Source organism: Rickettsia helvetica, from assembly GCF_963970025.1.
GTDB lineage: Bacteria > Pseudomonadota > Alphaproteobacteria > Rickettsiales > Rickettsiaceae > Rickettsia > Rickettsia helvetica.
In genome coordinates this window covers 151,735-168,155 of record NZ_OZ018776.1, presented here as the reverse complement: position 1 = coordinate 168,155, position 16,421 = coordinate 151,735, and the positions used below count along the sequence as shown (strand labels likewise).

Here is a 16,421-nt window from a genome sequence, read left to right as displayed (position 1 = left end):
CTGCACAACGGCAGGTATTTAGCTGTAAAATGGCTATTAAGGAACTTATTCAATTAATCTAAGTTAAAATTAATTAAACAATTATATTGAAAAAAGTTATTTTTACTATTAATCTGTTTTTTAATTTTTAGTTAAAGAATTTATTTTATAAATCACTTGAATAGTATTCAATGAACAGTTTTGTGGATTTAAGTTCTAAAAGCTATAGGTAATATTTACTAAGAATAGAGATATATAGAATTTTAGGTAGTAGGAGGGGATTTGATGTATGATATTACTAATCTGCTTAAAGAAGATTTAAATAAAGCAGATATAGCAAATGAGATATATCTGCGTCTTAAAGAACCTTATTCTGTTTTAAAAAAGATGCAAAGGAAAGAAGTGCCGATTGATGCATTGAAAGACTTAATTGCATGTAGGATTATAGTTAAATCTAAAGCTCTATGCTATAATGCTTTGGACGTAGTTAAGAGTTCTCCGCATTTAGATTGGTTATACACCAAAGATTATATCAATAGACCAAAAAGCAACGGCTATCAGTCTCTTCATAATATAATGCAGCTTTTACACTCTAAACGTAATTTTGAAATACAGATAAGAAGTGAAGATATGCATAAAGATGCCGAGCTTGGTAGAGCAGCTCATTTAAATTACAAAGCAGAACAAGACCGTCATTTGAAAAAAGTTTTTGACGTTACTAATGACATGATACTTTCTAAAGCATGTCAAATGGTGAAACAATTTGAAGGATTAGAAGAGCAAATTGTAGAATATGAAAAAGAAATTATGCGTATTTGGGATACTAAATACGACGAAATGCTAAAATGGGAAAATACTGCTGAAGTGCTAATATTTAACGAAGAGTAGTTTTCTCGTCATTGCGAGCAAGCATTGCCAATGTGGATACCCAACCCGTCATTGCAAGCGACTGCAAGGAGCGTGGCAATCCATAAAAATAATAAAAAATGCTAATTTACAGAATTTTTTACTGGATTGCTTCGTCAATTGCTATGCAATTTCCTCGCAATGACAACCCCGAGACCACGGAATGACATAATTGTGATAAAAATATAACATTTATTAAAACTTTATAAAAAAACTATGGCGATGCTTGTAATTATATACAATATATAGTATGCTCAGCCCATAGTTTAGAAACTATTGAAACAAAATATTAGGTTATTTTCTTGTTCGGTGCGGGTAATTTTTGCCTGTAGCCGGTTATATTGTATAATACTAGGTACTAAATTTTTAACTTAAATATAGGAAAAAAATATGGCTCAAAAACCAAATTTTCTAAAAAAATTAATTTCTGCAGGATTGGTAACTGCTTCCACAGCTACCATAGTAGCCGGCTTTGCAGGCTCAGCTATGGGTGCTGCTAATCGCGATATTAACGCAAACGTTAATCTAGATGTTGTTGGTATTCCTGGGATAGTAACAGGTGATTCTTTAACTTATGTTGTACAAGCAGGCGGTCCTTGCACTGCTACGGCTACCGGAGGAAATGATAACGGTGGTAATGCTACAGTACTTTTCGGTTCGATTAACATGTTACAAAACGGTGTTTTTGCAGTTAACGGTGCAGATATAGCTATTGGTTCTGTTTCCGGTACTGCAGGTCAATTATTAACAGTTAATATTGCAGGAAATACCTTAACTTTAAATGGTGCTCCTGGAGTTGCAGCTTTTCCTGTAAATACTTACACTAACCTCGGACCTGTTAATTTTGTAGATGCTGCTGCTGTATTCAAAGTTAGCCTTGCCGCTAACGGTGCAGACGGTACTAAAACAGCTATTTTCGGTAATACTGCTACTTTTAATGGTACTGCTGCAGGTAAAGGTATAATTAATATTGATAACGGAAATATAGCTATATTTAACGGTACAATCGGTAATAATAACGGTATACAGGGTCTTACCCTAACTGGAAATGCACAGGCTACTTTGAACGCAAATACTAAGTTTGATGGTACTGTTGGAGCCGGTAGTGTAAGTTTGGACAACGGTTCTATATTAAATGTTGCAGATGGAGTTAATATAACCGGTATTACTGCAGTGAATAATATATCTATTGACGGTAAAGCTGCTAATGACGGTACGGTAAATTTCTTAGGTGATTCCGCGGTTAGTACAGATATAGGTGCTAATAATGCTATAGCTGCGGTTAATGTTGCTGGAGAGTTAACGTTCCAAGGTGGAAACAATGGCGGTGGCGGTACTTTTACTGCTCAAGCTATTAATTTAACTAGTGCTGGTTCCTTAATTAAATTTACAACACAAGATCATGCTGTAACAGGTAATATACTTAATACTAGCGGGACTAATAACCAAGGCGGTTTCAGTGTTAATGGCGGTGATGTAACAGTTACCGGTAATATCGGTGCTGACGGTAATAGTTTAGCTACAATTAATTTTGAAACCGATGATAGTTTAATAGTACATAAAGCAGCTATAAATGCTACAAACGCTCTTTTTATTCAAAATGTCAATACTGCTACAGCTAATACCGGTATATTAAAATTACATGGTACAAATTACGCTATTAACGGTAATATCGGTGCTAATAACGCTTTAAAACTTGTTGATTTAGCAGATGACGATAATGGTGCTGCTACAAACTTCACTTTAAAGCAAGGTAGCTCAATTAAGGCTCAAAATATATCTTTAGCTGATATACAAGATAATACTCTCACCTTAGAAGAAGGTACAACCATAACCGGTGATATCATAAATACAAAGGGAAATGGTAATGGTACAATCGTTTTAACCGGTAATGCAACTATTAACGGCGGTATAGGTGTTGATATTGCTGCTGGTGGTAATCTTGGTAAAACTATCAAAAATATTAATTTAGGCGGTAAGGATTTATCTTACGGCGGAAACACTGTTAAGGTTCAAAGTGCTCCTAATAACGGTATTAATTTTGCAGCTAATGAGACGTTATCTTTAACTAATACTACAGATCCTATATTAATTGCTTCTGATATTATAACTACCGATAAGCAAGGTATAATTGACGGAAGTGCATTAACAAATGATCAAACTTTAACTATCGCAGGTAAAATCGGTATTGTTGATATTATAAATAATCCAGCTCAAAATGTGGCTCTTGGTCAATTAAAGATTGGTTCAAGTAAAACAGCTTTAAATAGCGGTAATGTTGCTATTAATGAGTTAGTTATTGGAAATAACGGTTCAGTACAATTCGCTCACAACACTTATTTAATAACAAAAACTACAAATGCTGCCGGTCAAGGTAAAATAACATTTAATCCTGTTGTAGCTAATAATACAACTCTTGCAGACGGTACAAATTTAGGTAGTGCTGCAAACCCACTTTCTGAAATTAATTTTGGATCTAAAGGAGCTAATGCTGATACTCTATTAAATGTTGGTAAAGGTGTAAATTTATATGCTACTAATATTACTACTACCGATGCTAACACAGGTTCTTTCGTCTTTAATGCCGGTGGAACAAATATAGTAAGCGGTACAGTCGGTGGGCAGCAAGGTAATAAGTTTAATACTGTAGAATTAGATAACGGTACTACGGCTTACTTCTTAGGTAACGCAATATTTAACGGTGAAACTACAATTGAAGCTAATTCTACCTTACAAATCGGTGGTAATTATACTACAGATTTTGTCACATCTGCCGATAATACCGGTATAGTAAAGTTCGTTAATGCTGATCTTATTACCGTAACAGTACAAAAACAAGCTGGGGTTGTTGATGCATTAAAGCAAATAACAGTGTCTGGTTCCGGTAATGTAGTGATTAATCAAACCGGTAATGCAGCTAATCCTGGTGTGGTGACTGATACAATTGCTTTTGCAGATGCAAGTTTAGGTACAAGTTTATTCTTACCTAGCGGTCTTCCATTTAACGACGCAGGCAACACAATTCCTTTAACAATTAAAAGTACAGTAGGTAATGGTCCGGAAGGTGACTTTAATGTTCCTAGAGTGATTGTTTCAGGTATTGATAGTGTAATCGCTGACGGTCAAGTAATCGGTGATCAAGATAATATCATAGGTCTAGGTCTTGGAAGTGATAACGGCATAATCGTTAATGCTACTACATTATATGCAGGTATCGGTACTGTAAACGATAATCAAGGTACTGTGACTCTTAGCGGCGGTGTTCCTAATACCCCTGGTACAATTTACAGTTTAGGTATTGGTAACGGTACACCAAAGTTAAAACAAGTAACGTTTACTACAAACTATAACAACTTAGGTAGTATTATTGCAACCAACGCAACAATTAATGACGGTTTAACTGTTACTACAGGCGGTATAGCCGGAAAAGATTTCGACGGTAAAATTACCCTTGGAAGTGCTAATGGTAACTCTAATGTAATTTTTGTTGACGGTACAAACTCTACTGCTACAAGTATGGTTGCTACAGCTAAAGCTAATAACGGTACTGTAACTTATTTAGGTAGTGCAGCTGTAGGTAATATCGGTAGCTCTAATGCTCTTGTAGCTTCTGTAAAATTTACGGGTCCTGCCGGTTCATTAGAAAAATTACAAGGAAATATATATTCTACAGCCACCAATTTTGGTAATGTTAACTTAAATGTTGCTGGGTCGAATATAATTTTAGGTGGCGACACAACTGCTATTAATGGTAATATTAATCTTGTAACAAATACCTTAACATTTGAAAGCGGTACTTCAACATGGGGAAGTAATACTTCTCTTAGCACAACGTTAACAGTATCAAACGGTAATATAGGTCATATCGTTATTGCGGAAGGTGCTCAAGTTAATGTAACAACTATAGGAACCACAACCATTAACGTACAAGATAATGCCAGTGCAAATTTCAGCGGTACAAAATACTATACCTTAATTGAAGGCGGTGCTCGTTTCAACGGTACTTTAAGAGATCCTAACTTTGCTGTAACCGGAAGTAATCGTTTCGTAAATTACGGTTTAATACGTGCTGCTAATCAAGATTATGTGGTAACCCGTACTAACGATGCAGCAAACGTAGTTACTAATGATATCGCAAATGGTCCGTTTGGAGGTGCACCTGGTGTAGGTCAGAACGTTACAACATTTGTAAATGCAACTAATACCGCAGCATATAATAATCTTCTTTTAGCTAAAAATAGTGCTGATTCTGCTAACTTTGTCGGAACTATTACTACCGATACAAGTGCAGCCGTAACTAATGCACAATTAGATATAGCTAAAGATATCCAAGCTCAACTTGGTAACAGATTAAGTGCGCTTAGATATTTAGGTACTCCTGAAACTGCTGAAATGACTGGGCCTGAAGCTGGAGCAGTACCGGCTGCGGTTGCTGCAGGTGATGAAGCTGTTGACAATGTAGCTTACGGTATATGGGCAAAACCTTTCTATACTGATGCACATCAAAGTAAGAAAGGCGGTTTAGCTGGTTATAAAGCTAAAACCACCGGTGTCGTAATCGGTTTAGATATGCTAGCTAACGATAACTTAATGATCGGTGCTGCTGTCGGTATCACTAAAACTGATATAAAACACCAAGATTATAAGAAAGGTGATAAAACCGACGTTAACGGTTTCTCATTCTCTCTATACGGTGCCCAGCAGCTTGTTAAGAACTTCTTTGCTCAAGGTAGTGCAATATTTAGCTTAAACCAAGTGAAGAACAAAAGTCAGCGTTACTTCTTCGATGCTAATGGTAATATGAGCAAGCAAATTGCTGCCGGTAATTACGATAACATGACATTCGGCGGTAACTTAATGGTCGGTTATGATTACAATGCAATGCAAGGTGTGTTAGTAACTCCAATGGCAGGACTTAGCTACTTAAAGTCTTCTGACGAAAACTATAAAGAAACCGGTACAACAGTTGCAAACAAGCAAGTTAACAGCAAGTTTAGCGATAGAACTGATTTAATAGTAGGTGCTAAAGTAGCTGGCGGTACTATGAACATAACTGATCTTGCGGTATATCCGGAAGCTCACGCTTTTGTGGTTCACAAAGTAAACGGTAGATTATCTAAAACTCAGTCTGTGTTAGACGGACAAGTTACTCCGTTCATCAGCCAGCCTGACAGAACTGCTAAAACATCTTATAATTTAGGTTTAAGTGCAAGCATAAGACCTGATGCTAAGATGGAATACGGAATCGGTTACGATGCTCAGATTGCAAGTAAATATACTGCACATCAAGGTACTCTAAAAGTCCGTGTAAACTTCTAATCGCTCCCGATTAGCAAGTTTATAAGTTCCTCAAGAAAAAAGCCCTCTTTGAAAAAAGAGGGCTTTTTTCTATTCTATATCCCAATTTTTGTTTATTTTCGTAGACATTCCGACGACGGCTTATATGTCATCCCCGCGAGGCATTGTTGTGTGGATACCGAGTCGTCATTGCGAGCAGTCTAAGATTGCGTGGCAATCTAGAAAAAATAATAAAAAAATTCTGTAAATTGTAATCTAAATATAGAGCAGCAATTGTTCAAATTATCTAAAGCTATTAATACCGGGGTAAAATCACCGGTGATTTCAGAAGATATGGCAGTGATGAGGAAAGATTTAATGGTTTATCTAGCAAATAAAGATAAATGGTTATTGGTGTTTGATAATTTAAAAATAGGTGAGAATAAGAAAATAGAGGATTTTATTAATTGGGAGTATAATGATAATATTATAGTTTGCTCCCAGGATGCTGAATTATTGTCTAACATAATCAAAGCAAACGCTTTCACTAAGCCGGAAGCTGCATTACTTGCAAAAAATATATTGGAAAATAAAAATCCGGAATTAATAAATGTTTTGACTCAAGAATTTGTAGGTTATCCGATTCTCGTAGTTCAAGGAGCACAAATATTAAATCAAATACAAGGTTTAAACTTAGAGGAATACAAGAAAAAGATAAAATCCTCTAAGGACAAAATTGAGATAAATATAAAACTTGTTAGCAATGAATTAAAGCCTAGTGCCAAGAGATTATTAGATGGGATAGCATTGCTTAATAATCAAGGTTTTTCAAAAGAATTATTAAATTCTATTACTGAAGATAAGAATAGTCTAGATGATGATATTTATCAGCTTTCTAAATTTGCTTTGATCTCTAATATTGAGCCTAATGAAGTTAATCCGATATTTGAAATGCATGATGTTATAGCTAAAAAAATATTACAAATAAATGGAGATAAAGGAAATAAAGAATATCTTGAACATAGTGTTACTAATCTTTTAAATTCTATACCTAAAAGTTTAGTAAAGGGGCGTATTTTTAGAAATGCTAAAACTATATCGGATAATATTGAGATAATTACAAAAAATGCAGAAAAATACGATATATCGATATATAAAATTTTAGAGTTAAAATTAAATTTATTAATACAATATGCTAATTCTTCCGATTTATATAACTCAAAAAAATTAGTAAATTGGTTTGATAAAAACGATCAAAAAGGTAAATTTAAATTATGGACAATGAATAATGAAGAAAAATTTGCTTATGCTGCATATTTAGGACGCATAGGGTGGTATTATAGAACTTGATCAGATCCTAAAAAAGCAATTGAATATGACACGAAAGCTAAGCAGGTGTTTGATGAAGTGAAAGGATATGATTCCATAAAATGTAATGTAGTTTTCGGCTTGGCTATATCCAATATTCAGCTAGGAAATCTAGAGGAGGCAGAAAAAAATATCCAAATGATGGAAGATATATTCAATCAAAATCTAGTAGATCAAACTGACATAGCAACTATATATTATGCAAAAGCTAAATTATTTAATATCCAAGGTAAAAATTATGAAGCATTAAGAAGAATTGACGATACTATAAATGTTTGTATCGAAAATGGGATGAAACCTCAAGATTTATTTCTTACCGGTTCATATCTCATTAAAGTAGATATATTAAATAATCTTAAGAAATATCAGGAAGTTCTTTCCTTATTAGAACAAGTATATGACATGAATAAACTAAGTAAAAAAGAAGAAAACCAAGTATTTGGACGCATTTTTACTCAAAAATCAAGAGCAAAACTAGGTTTAGGTGATGTTACCGAAGCTCTAGAATACGCCAAAAAAGCTAAAGCAATTTTCTTTAATGATCCAACTAGACCTAATAAAGAGGTTATTATATCACCGGATATAGATTTAGCAAAAACGTTTGTTGCTGAAGGGGATGCACTAGTGTTACTTAATCAAAATGAGGAGGCGGTAGATGCTTATGCTACTGCTGAAAATATATATTGGAATCACTATAAAGAAAATATGAAAAATTCCGTAATAATCAAATAGAAAAATTCGGAGCTGATCATCCAAATAGTATAAAAATTTTAAACCTTAAAGTGAGGACTCGAATTATTAATGTTGTTGTGTAGATACCCAAGTCGTCATTGCAAGCGACTGTAAGGAGCGTGACAATCCATAAAAAATAATAAAAAAATTCTGTAAATCAGAATTTTTTACTGGATTGCTTTGTCAATTACTATGTAATTTCCTCGCAATGACGGAAAAACCAATCCATGCAACAAAATATCACATTAGCTAGAATTTTTTCTGATTAGTGCAATAAAAAAGCCGGAAGCGGTAAGAATAATTCCAAGCCAAATAAAGCTCATCATTGGCTTATAATATATTTTAGCATGGATTATATCGCCGTCTATATTACTTAAAACTGCGTAAAGATCATATGATAAGTAAGAGTATATATCGCTTTCTTGCGATAAACTCTTTTCAACTATATAAAGCCTATTTTCCGGTTTTAATATAGTTATATTACGGCTATGATCCTCAAGCCAAAATTCAGCGATTTGTCTATAATAATTTTTACCTTGAGCAAACTTAACATTTTGCAATGTTACTTTAAATTCGTTAAATGTTTTACTTGTTCCTACTCTGCCGGTAAAATCCATTTCGCTTTGTAATAATGCATTCATAGTGATACTAAAGCTAATCAGTGCAAAACCGAAATGCCCAAGTATCATACTAGAGTTACTTGCTTTAAGTCTATTTCTAAAATAATTAGTTTTGACCAAAAGATAATGAACATTATGAAGCATAAGAAATATAGATGCGATTATAGTTAAAATCGATATAACACTAAATATTACTTTTAATGATATTAAATAAGTAATTATTAGAGATAATATTAGAATTATAATATGTTTTTTAATAGAGCTTCTGGTAGTAAATAATCCTATGGTACAAAGAATAGGGATAACGAATATAATAAAATTATTAACAAAAAATGTTTCACTAATAATAATAGGTTTATCGTCGAATAAAGAGTGAATTGGCGGATAAAGTGTGGCAGCTATTAGCACAATAAGGCTAAGTAGGAAAAATATATTGCCGAGGAGTATGCCGTTTCCACAATCCGTCATTGCGAAGCCACGAAAGTAGCTGTAGCAATCTCGGCTAATTTCCTGAGATTGCTTCGTCAATGCTAATGCATTTCCTCGCAATGACGTTGTAGTATATAGCCCAATACTACCAATTCCCATAATCAAAAATATTCCAAGCAAGTATATTCCTCTCTCAGGTGAGAATGCAAAAGAGTGAATTGAGGTAATAAAACCGGATCGTACTAAAAAAGTACTAAATATTACCAATAGGAAAGTAACGATAGATAAAATTATCATCCAACTTTGCATTAGCCCCCTTGCATAACTCGCTTCTAAAGGTAATTTATACGTCGATCCGGTACTCGCATCCTCACATACTTTTTTGTACGCTGCGGTGCTGCGTTCCGTGTCTCCTTCAAATTCCTCTTTATTAGCTTCATTCTGCAAGCAGTCTATACAGTTTGTTTTGATAGTAACCATTATAGAATGATGAAGCATAATTCCGGATAACCAAGGAAATAGCGAAATATTCTCTACCGGATCGAAAAACCAAAATCCACCCCAGCCGAGTTCTCTATATGCCCACCAAGAACCGAGACTAATTCCGATAGTAGTAAATAAGATGCCGATATTGGAAAATGTTTTGAGAAGTCCTATATCATTCCCGCGTAGGCGGGAATCCAGCTCTTCTTTTATAAAATTTTTACTGGATTCCCGCCTACGCGGGAATGACATAGAGAGACGTAATAACATAGAGGCACAAACAATAGTAAACGGTACTACATAGCTAACATAGCCTAAATAAAGCAGAGGAGGGTGGATGCTCAAGGCAATATCTTGTAGCATCGGGTTTAAGCCTAACCCTTCTTTAGGAACGAAAGAAAACACGTTAAAAGGATTGGAGGTAAAGTAAATAAAACTGCTAAAAAATAATTGTATGGCTGATAGAATAATAATAGATAAAAATTTAAGCCGGTTATCTTCAAGTAAAAATATATAACAGCAACTAACGATTTGTAATAAACAAAACCATAATAACATTGAGCCTTCGTGGCTCGACCAACTACCGGCTATTTTATATATTAAAGGTTTTAAAGTACTGGAATTTAAGAAAACATTTTGTAGTGAAAAGTCAGAGATAATAAAAGCATAGACTAGGGTAAAAAAGGCAAGTATAGCACATGAAGCAGCCATGTAGAAAGGGTAGCAGAGATTATTCGCATCCGTCATTGCGAGGAAAAACTGTAAGTTTTGACGAAGCAATCCAGTAAAGTTATTTTTCCTGGATTGCCATGCTCCTTTTAGTCGCTCGCAATGACGTTTTGATAAACTAACAACAACCAACATCCCACTTAAACACATCGTTGTTAGCAGTAAAAAATTACCGATTTCACTCACTGCTTATTGTTTCCTCGGTAGTAGGTAATACGGTAATTTTTATGCTATCAATCTTATTGGCAATTTTCTTTAAAATAATTACCTTTAAATTAAATATTTCAATTACTTCTCCTTGATTTGGAATTCTAGCAATTTTATGGATTATTAATCCTGCTATAGTGTTTGCATCCTCATCCGATAAATTCCAATCAAGTTCTCGGTTAATATCTCTAATAGTCGTAGTTCCTTTTATAATGAACTCGGTATTAGACTTCTTGATAATTTCATTATTAAGCCTATCATGTTCATCAGTAATGGGTCCTACGATTTCTTCTATAACATCTTCAAGAGTAATAATACCTAGTAGAGTACCATACTCATCTACAACACAAGCAAAATGATTATTGCGTTCTCTAAATGCATGTAACTGGTCTACTACAAGTGCATTCTCAGGGATAAACCAAGGTGGGGTTAGAAGTTTATTAATATCAACTTTTTTTGCATCATTATTATTTTCGTATAATGCTTTAAGCAAATCTTTTAGATTGAGAATCCCTATTATATTATCTCTATTATCTTGCCACAAAGGTATACGTGTATGAGTACCCGATAATAAAGTTTTAATTATTACTTCATGAGGTAGATCGATATTAAGGGCTATAATACTACTTCTGTGAGTCATAATTTCCGATACCGTCATATTACGTATATCTAATATCCCGCCGAGCATATTACGATCGGATTTATAAACTCCGCCTTCTTGATGGTAATGCTCAATCACGCCTCTTACTTCTTCCGTTCCTGATATTTGAGGATTTAAATTAATACGAAATATGAAGCAAAATATTTTTGTAATGTAATCAAGAGCAATATTAATAGGTTTGAAAAGCTTTAAAAATATTACGATAGTTGAAGCCATTTTTAATGCTAATTGTTCAGGTTTAGCAACGGCTATTGCTTTCGGTACTACTTCGGCAAAAACAATAATTATAAAAGCCATAACGCCGGAAGCAACAATGGGCCCATTATCTCCAAGAAAGCTAATAAAGAGAGTAGTAGCAATAGTGGTACAAACAGTATTGATTAAACTATTACCTATTAGTAAAGTTCCTATGACCTTTTCTTTTTTCTTAAGAACCTCTAAAACTGTTTTAGCACGCTTATTACCGGCGATTTTAAGCTTATGAATCTTCCCTGGGGAAGAAGCGGTAATAGCAGTTTCAGTAGCGGCGAACAAAGCAGATAAGGCGATCATTATTATAATAACGATCACAAGTATGGTAGTCATTCTTTGTTAAAATATAAATTAACTATAAATAATTATATTAGTAATTATAGATTTTGCCTAATGTTTTTTTAATATACTCGATGAACTTCAAAAATTGGCTATGTCGTTCTACAAGAGCTTCGGTTCTCACGTATTAAGTATACGCTGCGTTCCGAGGACTTTGAACTCCTTGCTCTTTTTGAAGTTGATCTTCGTATATTATCTCTTCTCACACGAGTATATTAGCGTCTTATCGATGGATCATTTTTTCTTTGACTAACCATATTCTGAAATTTATCACTTGATTATGTAAAGGATTTGCCTTTGCTTGACTCGCCGCTTCCCTAGCTTGCTGTTTATCGATAACGATCTGTGCATGCTTTTTCTCTTAACTCCGATCGCTTTCAGTAAGAATTGGCTGACCGTTAGCTTTTCTAATCATAGTTTCCACGGAATAAGGACCACAATCAAAATTATTATTTTGCTGCTTGATTTGTTTATCAATAACAAGCAGAGGTCTTTTATTTTCAAATGCTTTATTTATTGTATCAGGTAATATATTATTATTACTACCTATAGGATGCCCGAAAGAATCATTAAAAGTTATAACAGTTTGATTATCTTCTTTACTATGAGTCATAAATAAATTACACCAATGTCTGGTACCCATCTCTACCGGTATCACTGCACATTCTTTCCTATTTTCTTGTATATCTTTAGCAGCTCTATTTTTAAAACATCCGTGTTAATTTTTTGTTTAGATTCTATTTCTTTTAATAGTGTATTACTCTGTTTTTCACGTTCCTCATCCCCCCCGGTAGAGTAATTATTTTTTCTCTAGCCTCAAGGTCTTTTAAAACGTTGTTTCGTTCTACTTCCGGAGCATCTTTAAACATTGCTTTGGTCTGTTAAGACTCTCTCTTTCTCTTCACCTTTTATGGTAAGATCTCTAAACATTTCTTCCTTAACTACTGTATTTGCTAAAGTTATAGCCGGTTGTATTGAAACTTTTTTGTCATTTAACGCTGCTGTCAAGATATTTACAATATCATTCTCAGTATACCAATATTTAGGTTTTTTTATGTTATTGAGATCTTCTTGTGAAAGATCATATTTAAAATCATTAATATTAATATCATTACTTGGATTATCATGGTGCAAAGTAGTACTAGCAGCCCTCATCGCTTTATAGTCTTGCTCTGTCATACCAAATGGCTTATCTTGCTTTGTGCTTTTTGACTTGAGCTTGAACCTATAACCGGAGAGCTTTTAGAAGCATGCTGTTGCGGTGGATTTATAGAAGATGCAACAGTAGTTAGTGATTCTTCTGTTATTGTCGGCTTTGCTTCCGTGGTTGGGGTTACTAGAGTTTTAGGTTCTTCTTTTGTGTCAAGAAAACTAGTTACTATATCTTTAAAATAGTTAAAAACTCTTCTAAAAAAACTTTGCAGTTGTGGTTAGTTTTCTTTTGGAGGTTCATATGACGTTGCTTGTTCTTTTTGTATATCCTCAGGTCTATTCTTCATAACTTTCTTTGTATTAAAATTAAAGTCAATAGGATTGTACCTCAGCTTTACCTAAATCTTTTTGAAATTGCCTGGATATTTGTGATACATATTTTTTAAAATTTTCAGCAGTATTATTTGGATCTTTTAAGATTTCATGAATTTCGAGTTTCAATCCGTAAATTTGATCTTCAGAGTTAATACCGAATTTAGCAGTTATAAGATTTATTGCTTCATCCGTGGAGATAGGCCAAGTTTCTATAATTACTCTACCACCTTGATTTTTAGCTGTTTTTATTAGTTTGTCTAATTTTGCTTTGTCAGGTATCGTACCGAAGAGCAACTAGTCAATTTCACGATCATATACAAGATTATTAAAAACAGATGTTACTAAACTTATATCCGTAATTGTAGTGGTTTTATCTTTTGGTACTATACCATCGGCTATAGCTAAATTTTGATCTGCTTCATTTGTAAAAAAAACATGATCAACTTTTTCCATAATTTGCTTCCAGTAAGCTTCTAGTTCAGGATTTTGGGTTAATGAATTATATTGATCAAAAGTAATAGTAGTTTTTATATTTAAATTTTGTAAATTAATTAAATCTTGGACCCGAAAAATTGGTTTTACATTATTATTGTTAAGTTGAATGTTAAAAATCGGTGTTTTGTCCTCTTGGTGAGATTTTTCTAAGATCTCCGAAAAAATACGTTCTTTATCGGATATATGCGATTCTTTATTAACTTGTAGCGGGATAATAGGCAGTTTATTTTGAGCTTCCTGATTGTTTATGCTCTCTAATATCTGATCTTTATTGCCAAGTAAAAGAGTAAATATAATAGGCTCAGCCATTACTAACCTTTATTAAAGAATATTAAATATAATTATTAGAATTTTCGAGCTTTAAATCAAGCTATATTTAATAATCCGTGCTTTAGCTTATATAATTTATCCATTTTATGTGCTAACTCATGGTTATGTGTTACCATAATAACGGCGGTATTTTGTTCTCTTGCTACTTTTAAAAATAAATTAAATACTTCATTTGTAGTTTTGGGGTCTAAATTACCTGTCGGCTCATCTGCTAAAATAATTTTCGGCTTATTAATTAAGCTTCGAGCTATAGCGACCCGTTGTTGTTCTCCTCCCGATAATTCTCCGAGCATATTATAGAGTTTTGTCCCAAGCCCTAGATCATCTAATATCTTTGTTGCATCTTCTATTGCTTCTTTTTGATCAAGACTGCTAATAAGCCTTGGCATAATAACATTTTCAAGAGCGGTAAAATCTTTAAGTAAGTGATGTTGTTGATAGATAAAACCTAAATAATGAAGACGAATGAGATGATATTTCTGATACTTGCTATTTGGTATGATGACTTGACCGTTTGTAGGTTTATCAAGCAAGCCGGCAATATGTAGTAAAGTTGATTTGCCGCTACCTGAAGAACCTATTATAGCGATTAATTCACCTTCATTAACCGTTAAATTAAGATCATCGAGTACTCTAACAATAGTTTTGCCTTGGCTGTAATGTTTTGAGATATTTTTTAGAATGAGGACTGTATTATTCATATCTTAGGGCATCCACGGGATTTAATTTTGAGGCTCTATAAGAAGGATAAATTGTCGCAAGAAAACACAATATTATAGATAAAGAGGTAATTAAAATAATATCTTCAGCTCTTACTTTTGAAGGTAAACTATAAAGAAAATAAATAGCTGCCTCGAAAATTTTAGTACCGGTTATACGCTCCAAATAATTCTTGATAGTTTGAATATTATAAGAAAAGGTAACACCAAGGATTACACCTAGTGTTGTGCCAAGCAATCCTATAAACATTCCGTTATAGATAAAAATAAGCATTATTTGCTTAGTGCTTGCTCCCATAGTTCTAAGAATTGCAATATCTGAAGTTTTATCTTTAACAAGCATAAATAAGCTCGAAATAATATTAAATGCGGCAACCGTAATAATTAAAGATAGAATAGTAAACATAGCCGTACGTTCAACAGCAAGGGCACTTAAAAATTGTGAATTTAAGGTTTGCCAATTAAATACGTATAGGTTTGGACCTAATAATGATTGTATTTTATATGAATATGCGAGAGCTTTATCAGGATCTAGACTATTAATTTCGATTAAATTAATATCGTCGCCAAGAGATAAGAAATTTTGTGCTGCGGTAAGCGGCATTAATATCGTTGTCAAATCATAATCATACATACCGCTATTGAAAATTGCGATAACTTTAAATTCTTTTGATCTTGGCATACTGCCAAAGGCGGTAGAAACTGAATTCGGTGAAATTAATCTAATCTTATCCCCAACGGTTACGCCTAAATTGCTTGCTAATTGTTCTCCGAGTGCTATTACGTTTTTGCCATGAAAATTATCAAAACTACCGAAATTCACATTTTTAAAAATTTCATTTCTTAAACTTAGATCCTTTAATTTCATACCTTTAACAAGCACACCGCTATTATTACTTTTACCAATAGCTAAAGCTTGACCGTGAGCAATGAATGTTACATGCTTTACATAATCTTGTTTTAGGAGTTTGGCTTTAATCTCTTCATAGTTATCAATACTACCACCTTGCCGATTTATCACTATATCCCCATTTAACCCGATAATATTTTTAGTAAGCTCTATATGAAAACCGTTCATAACGGACATTACGACTATCAGTGCTGCAACGCCAATCATTACGCCTACTAAAGAAAAGGCAGAAATAATAGAAACAAACTTTTCGTTTTTCTTAGCTCTAAAATATCTGAAAGCTATCTTGAAGATAAAATTGTTATTGATCATTTTTTTATTTTTTCTTACATCCGTTTCTATATTATTCCCGCGTGGATCAGTTTTTTCGTCATTGCAAGGAAATTACAAAGTAATTGACGAAGCAATCTCAGGAGTTTGTTATTATTTTATGAGATTGCCACGCAGCCTATGGCTGC

At 33.6% G+C, this 16,421-nt stretch carries 10 protein-coding genes and 2 pseudogenes; 5 read left to right on the top strand and 7 right to left on the bottom strand.

Annotated features, from left to right (window positions below):
* The first annotated feature begins 261 nt into the window (after positions 1-261).
* The 5 genes and pseudogenes from AB1146_RS01070 to AB1146_RS08480 form a co-directional block, all read left to right on the top strand.
* The gene (locus tag AB1146_RS01070) at positions 262-867 is read left to right on the top strand and encodes a guanosine polyphosphate pyrophosphohydrolase (protein WP_029374748.1); all 606 of its coding nucleotides are present in this window, start codon (positions 262-264) and stop codon (positions 865-867) included.
* 408 nt (positions 868-1,275) lie between these two features.
* On the top strand, positions 1,276-6,204 hold the full coding sequence (gene ompB / locus AB1146_RS01065) for an outer membrane protein OmpB (RefSeq protein WP_010421481.1): 4,929 nt from the start codon (positions 1,276-1,278) through the stop codon (positions 6,202-6,204).
* Between the two features lie 252 nt (positions 6,205-6,456).
* A complete protein-coding gene (locus AB1146_RS01060) occupies positions 6,457-7,512 on the top strand; it encodes a hypothetical protein (protein ID WP_232203663.1) in 1,056 nt (351 codons plus the stop codon).
* 45 nt (positions 7,513-7,557) lie between these two features.
* On the top strand, positions 7,558-8,262 hold the full coding sequence (locus AB1146_RS01055) for a hypothetical protein (protein ID WP_232203664.1): 705 nt from the start codon (positions 7,558-7,560) through the stop codon (positions 8,260-8,262).
* Between the two features lie 133 nt (positions 8,263-8,395).
* Positions 8,396-8,484 (top strand): annotated as a pseudogene (locus tag AB1146_RS08480) (lytic transglycosylase domain-containing protein); the annotation flags it as partial.
* Between the two features lie 23 nt (positions 8,485-8,507).
* Here AB1146_RS08480 and AB1146_RS08475 read toward each other — a convergent pair.
* The 7 genes and pseudogenes from AB1146_RS08475 to AB1146_RS01010 all read right to left on the bottom strand — a co-directional run bounded on the left by AB1146_RS08475 (position 8,508) and on the right by AB1146_RS01010 (position 16,275).
* On the bottom strand, positions 8,508-10,352 hold the full coding sequence (locus AB1146_RS08475) for a cytochrome c-type biogenesis CcmF C-terminal domain-containing protein (protein ID WP_029374749.1): 1,845 nt from the start codon (positions 10,350-10,352) through the stop codon (positions 8,508-8,510).
* 349 nt (positions 10,353-10,701) lie between these two features.
* Positions 10,702-11,976: an HlyC/CorC family transporter gene (locus AB1146_RS01035; RefSeq protein WP_010421488.1), complete on the bottom strand. Its 1,275-nt coding sequence runs from the start codon at positions 11,974-11,976 to the stop codon at positions 10,702-10,704.
* Between the two features lie 367 nt (positions 11,977-12,343).
* The gene (locus AB1146_RS01030; RefSeq protein WP_029374750.1) at positions 12,344-12,625 is read right to left on the bottom strand and encodes a hypothetical protein; all 282 of its coding nucleotides are present in this window, start codon (positions 12,623-12,625) and stop codon (positions 12,344-12,346) included.
* Between the two features lie 218 nt (positions 12,626-12,843).
* Positions 12,844-13,161 (bottom strand): hypothetical protein, encoded by a 318-nt coding sequence (locus AB1146_RS01025; RefSeq protein WP_029374751.1) that lies wholly within the window; start codon positions 13,159-13,161, stop codon positions 12,844-12,846.
* A gap of 67 nt (positions 13,162-13,228) precedes the next feature.
* Positions 13,229-14,313 (bottom strand): annotated as a pseudogene (locus tag AB1146_RS01020) (hypothetical protein); the annotation flags it as partial.
* Between the two features lie 56 nt (positions 14,314-14,369).
* Positions 14,370-15,035: an ABC transporter ATP-binding protein gene (locus AB1146_RS01015; RefSeq protein WP_010421491.1), complete on the bottom strand. Its 666-nt coding sequence runs from the start codon at positions 15,033-15,035 to the stop codon at positions 14,370-14,372.
* The gene (locus AB1146_RS01010; protein ID WP_010421494.1) at positions 15,028-16,275 is read right to left on the bottom strand and encodes a lipoprotein-releasing ABC transporter permease subunit; all 1,248 of its coding nucleotides are present in this window, start codon (positions 16,273-16,275) and stop codon (positions 15,028-15,030) included. Before AB1146_RS01010 ends, AB1146_RS01015 begins: the two co-directional genes overlap by 8 nt.
* Positions 16,276-16,421: the final 146 nt, after the last annotated feature.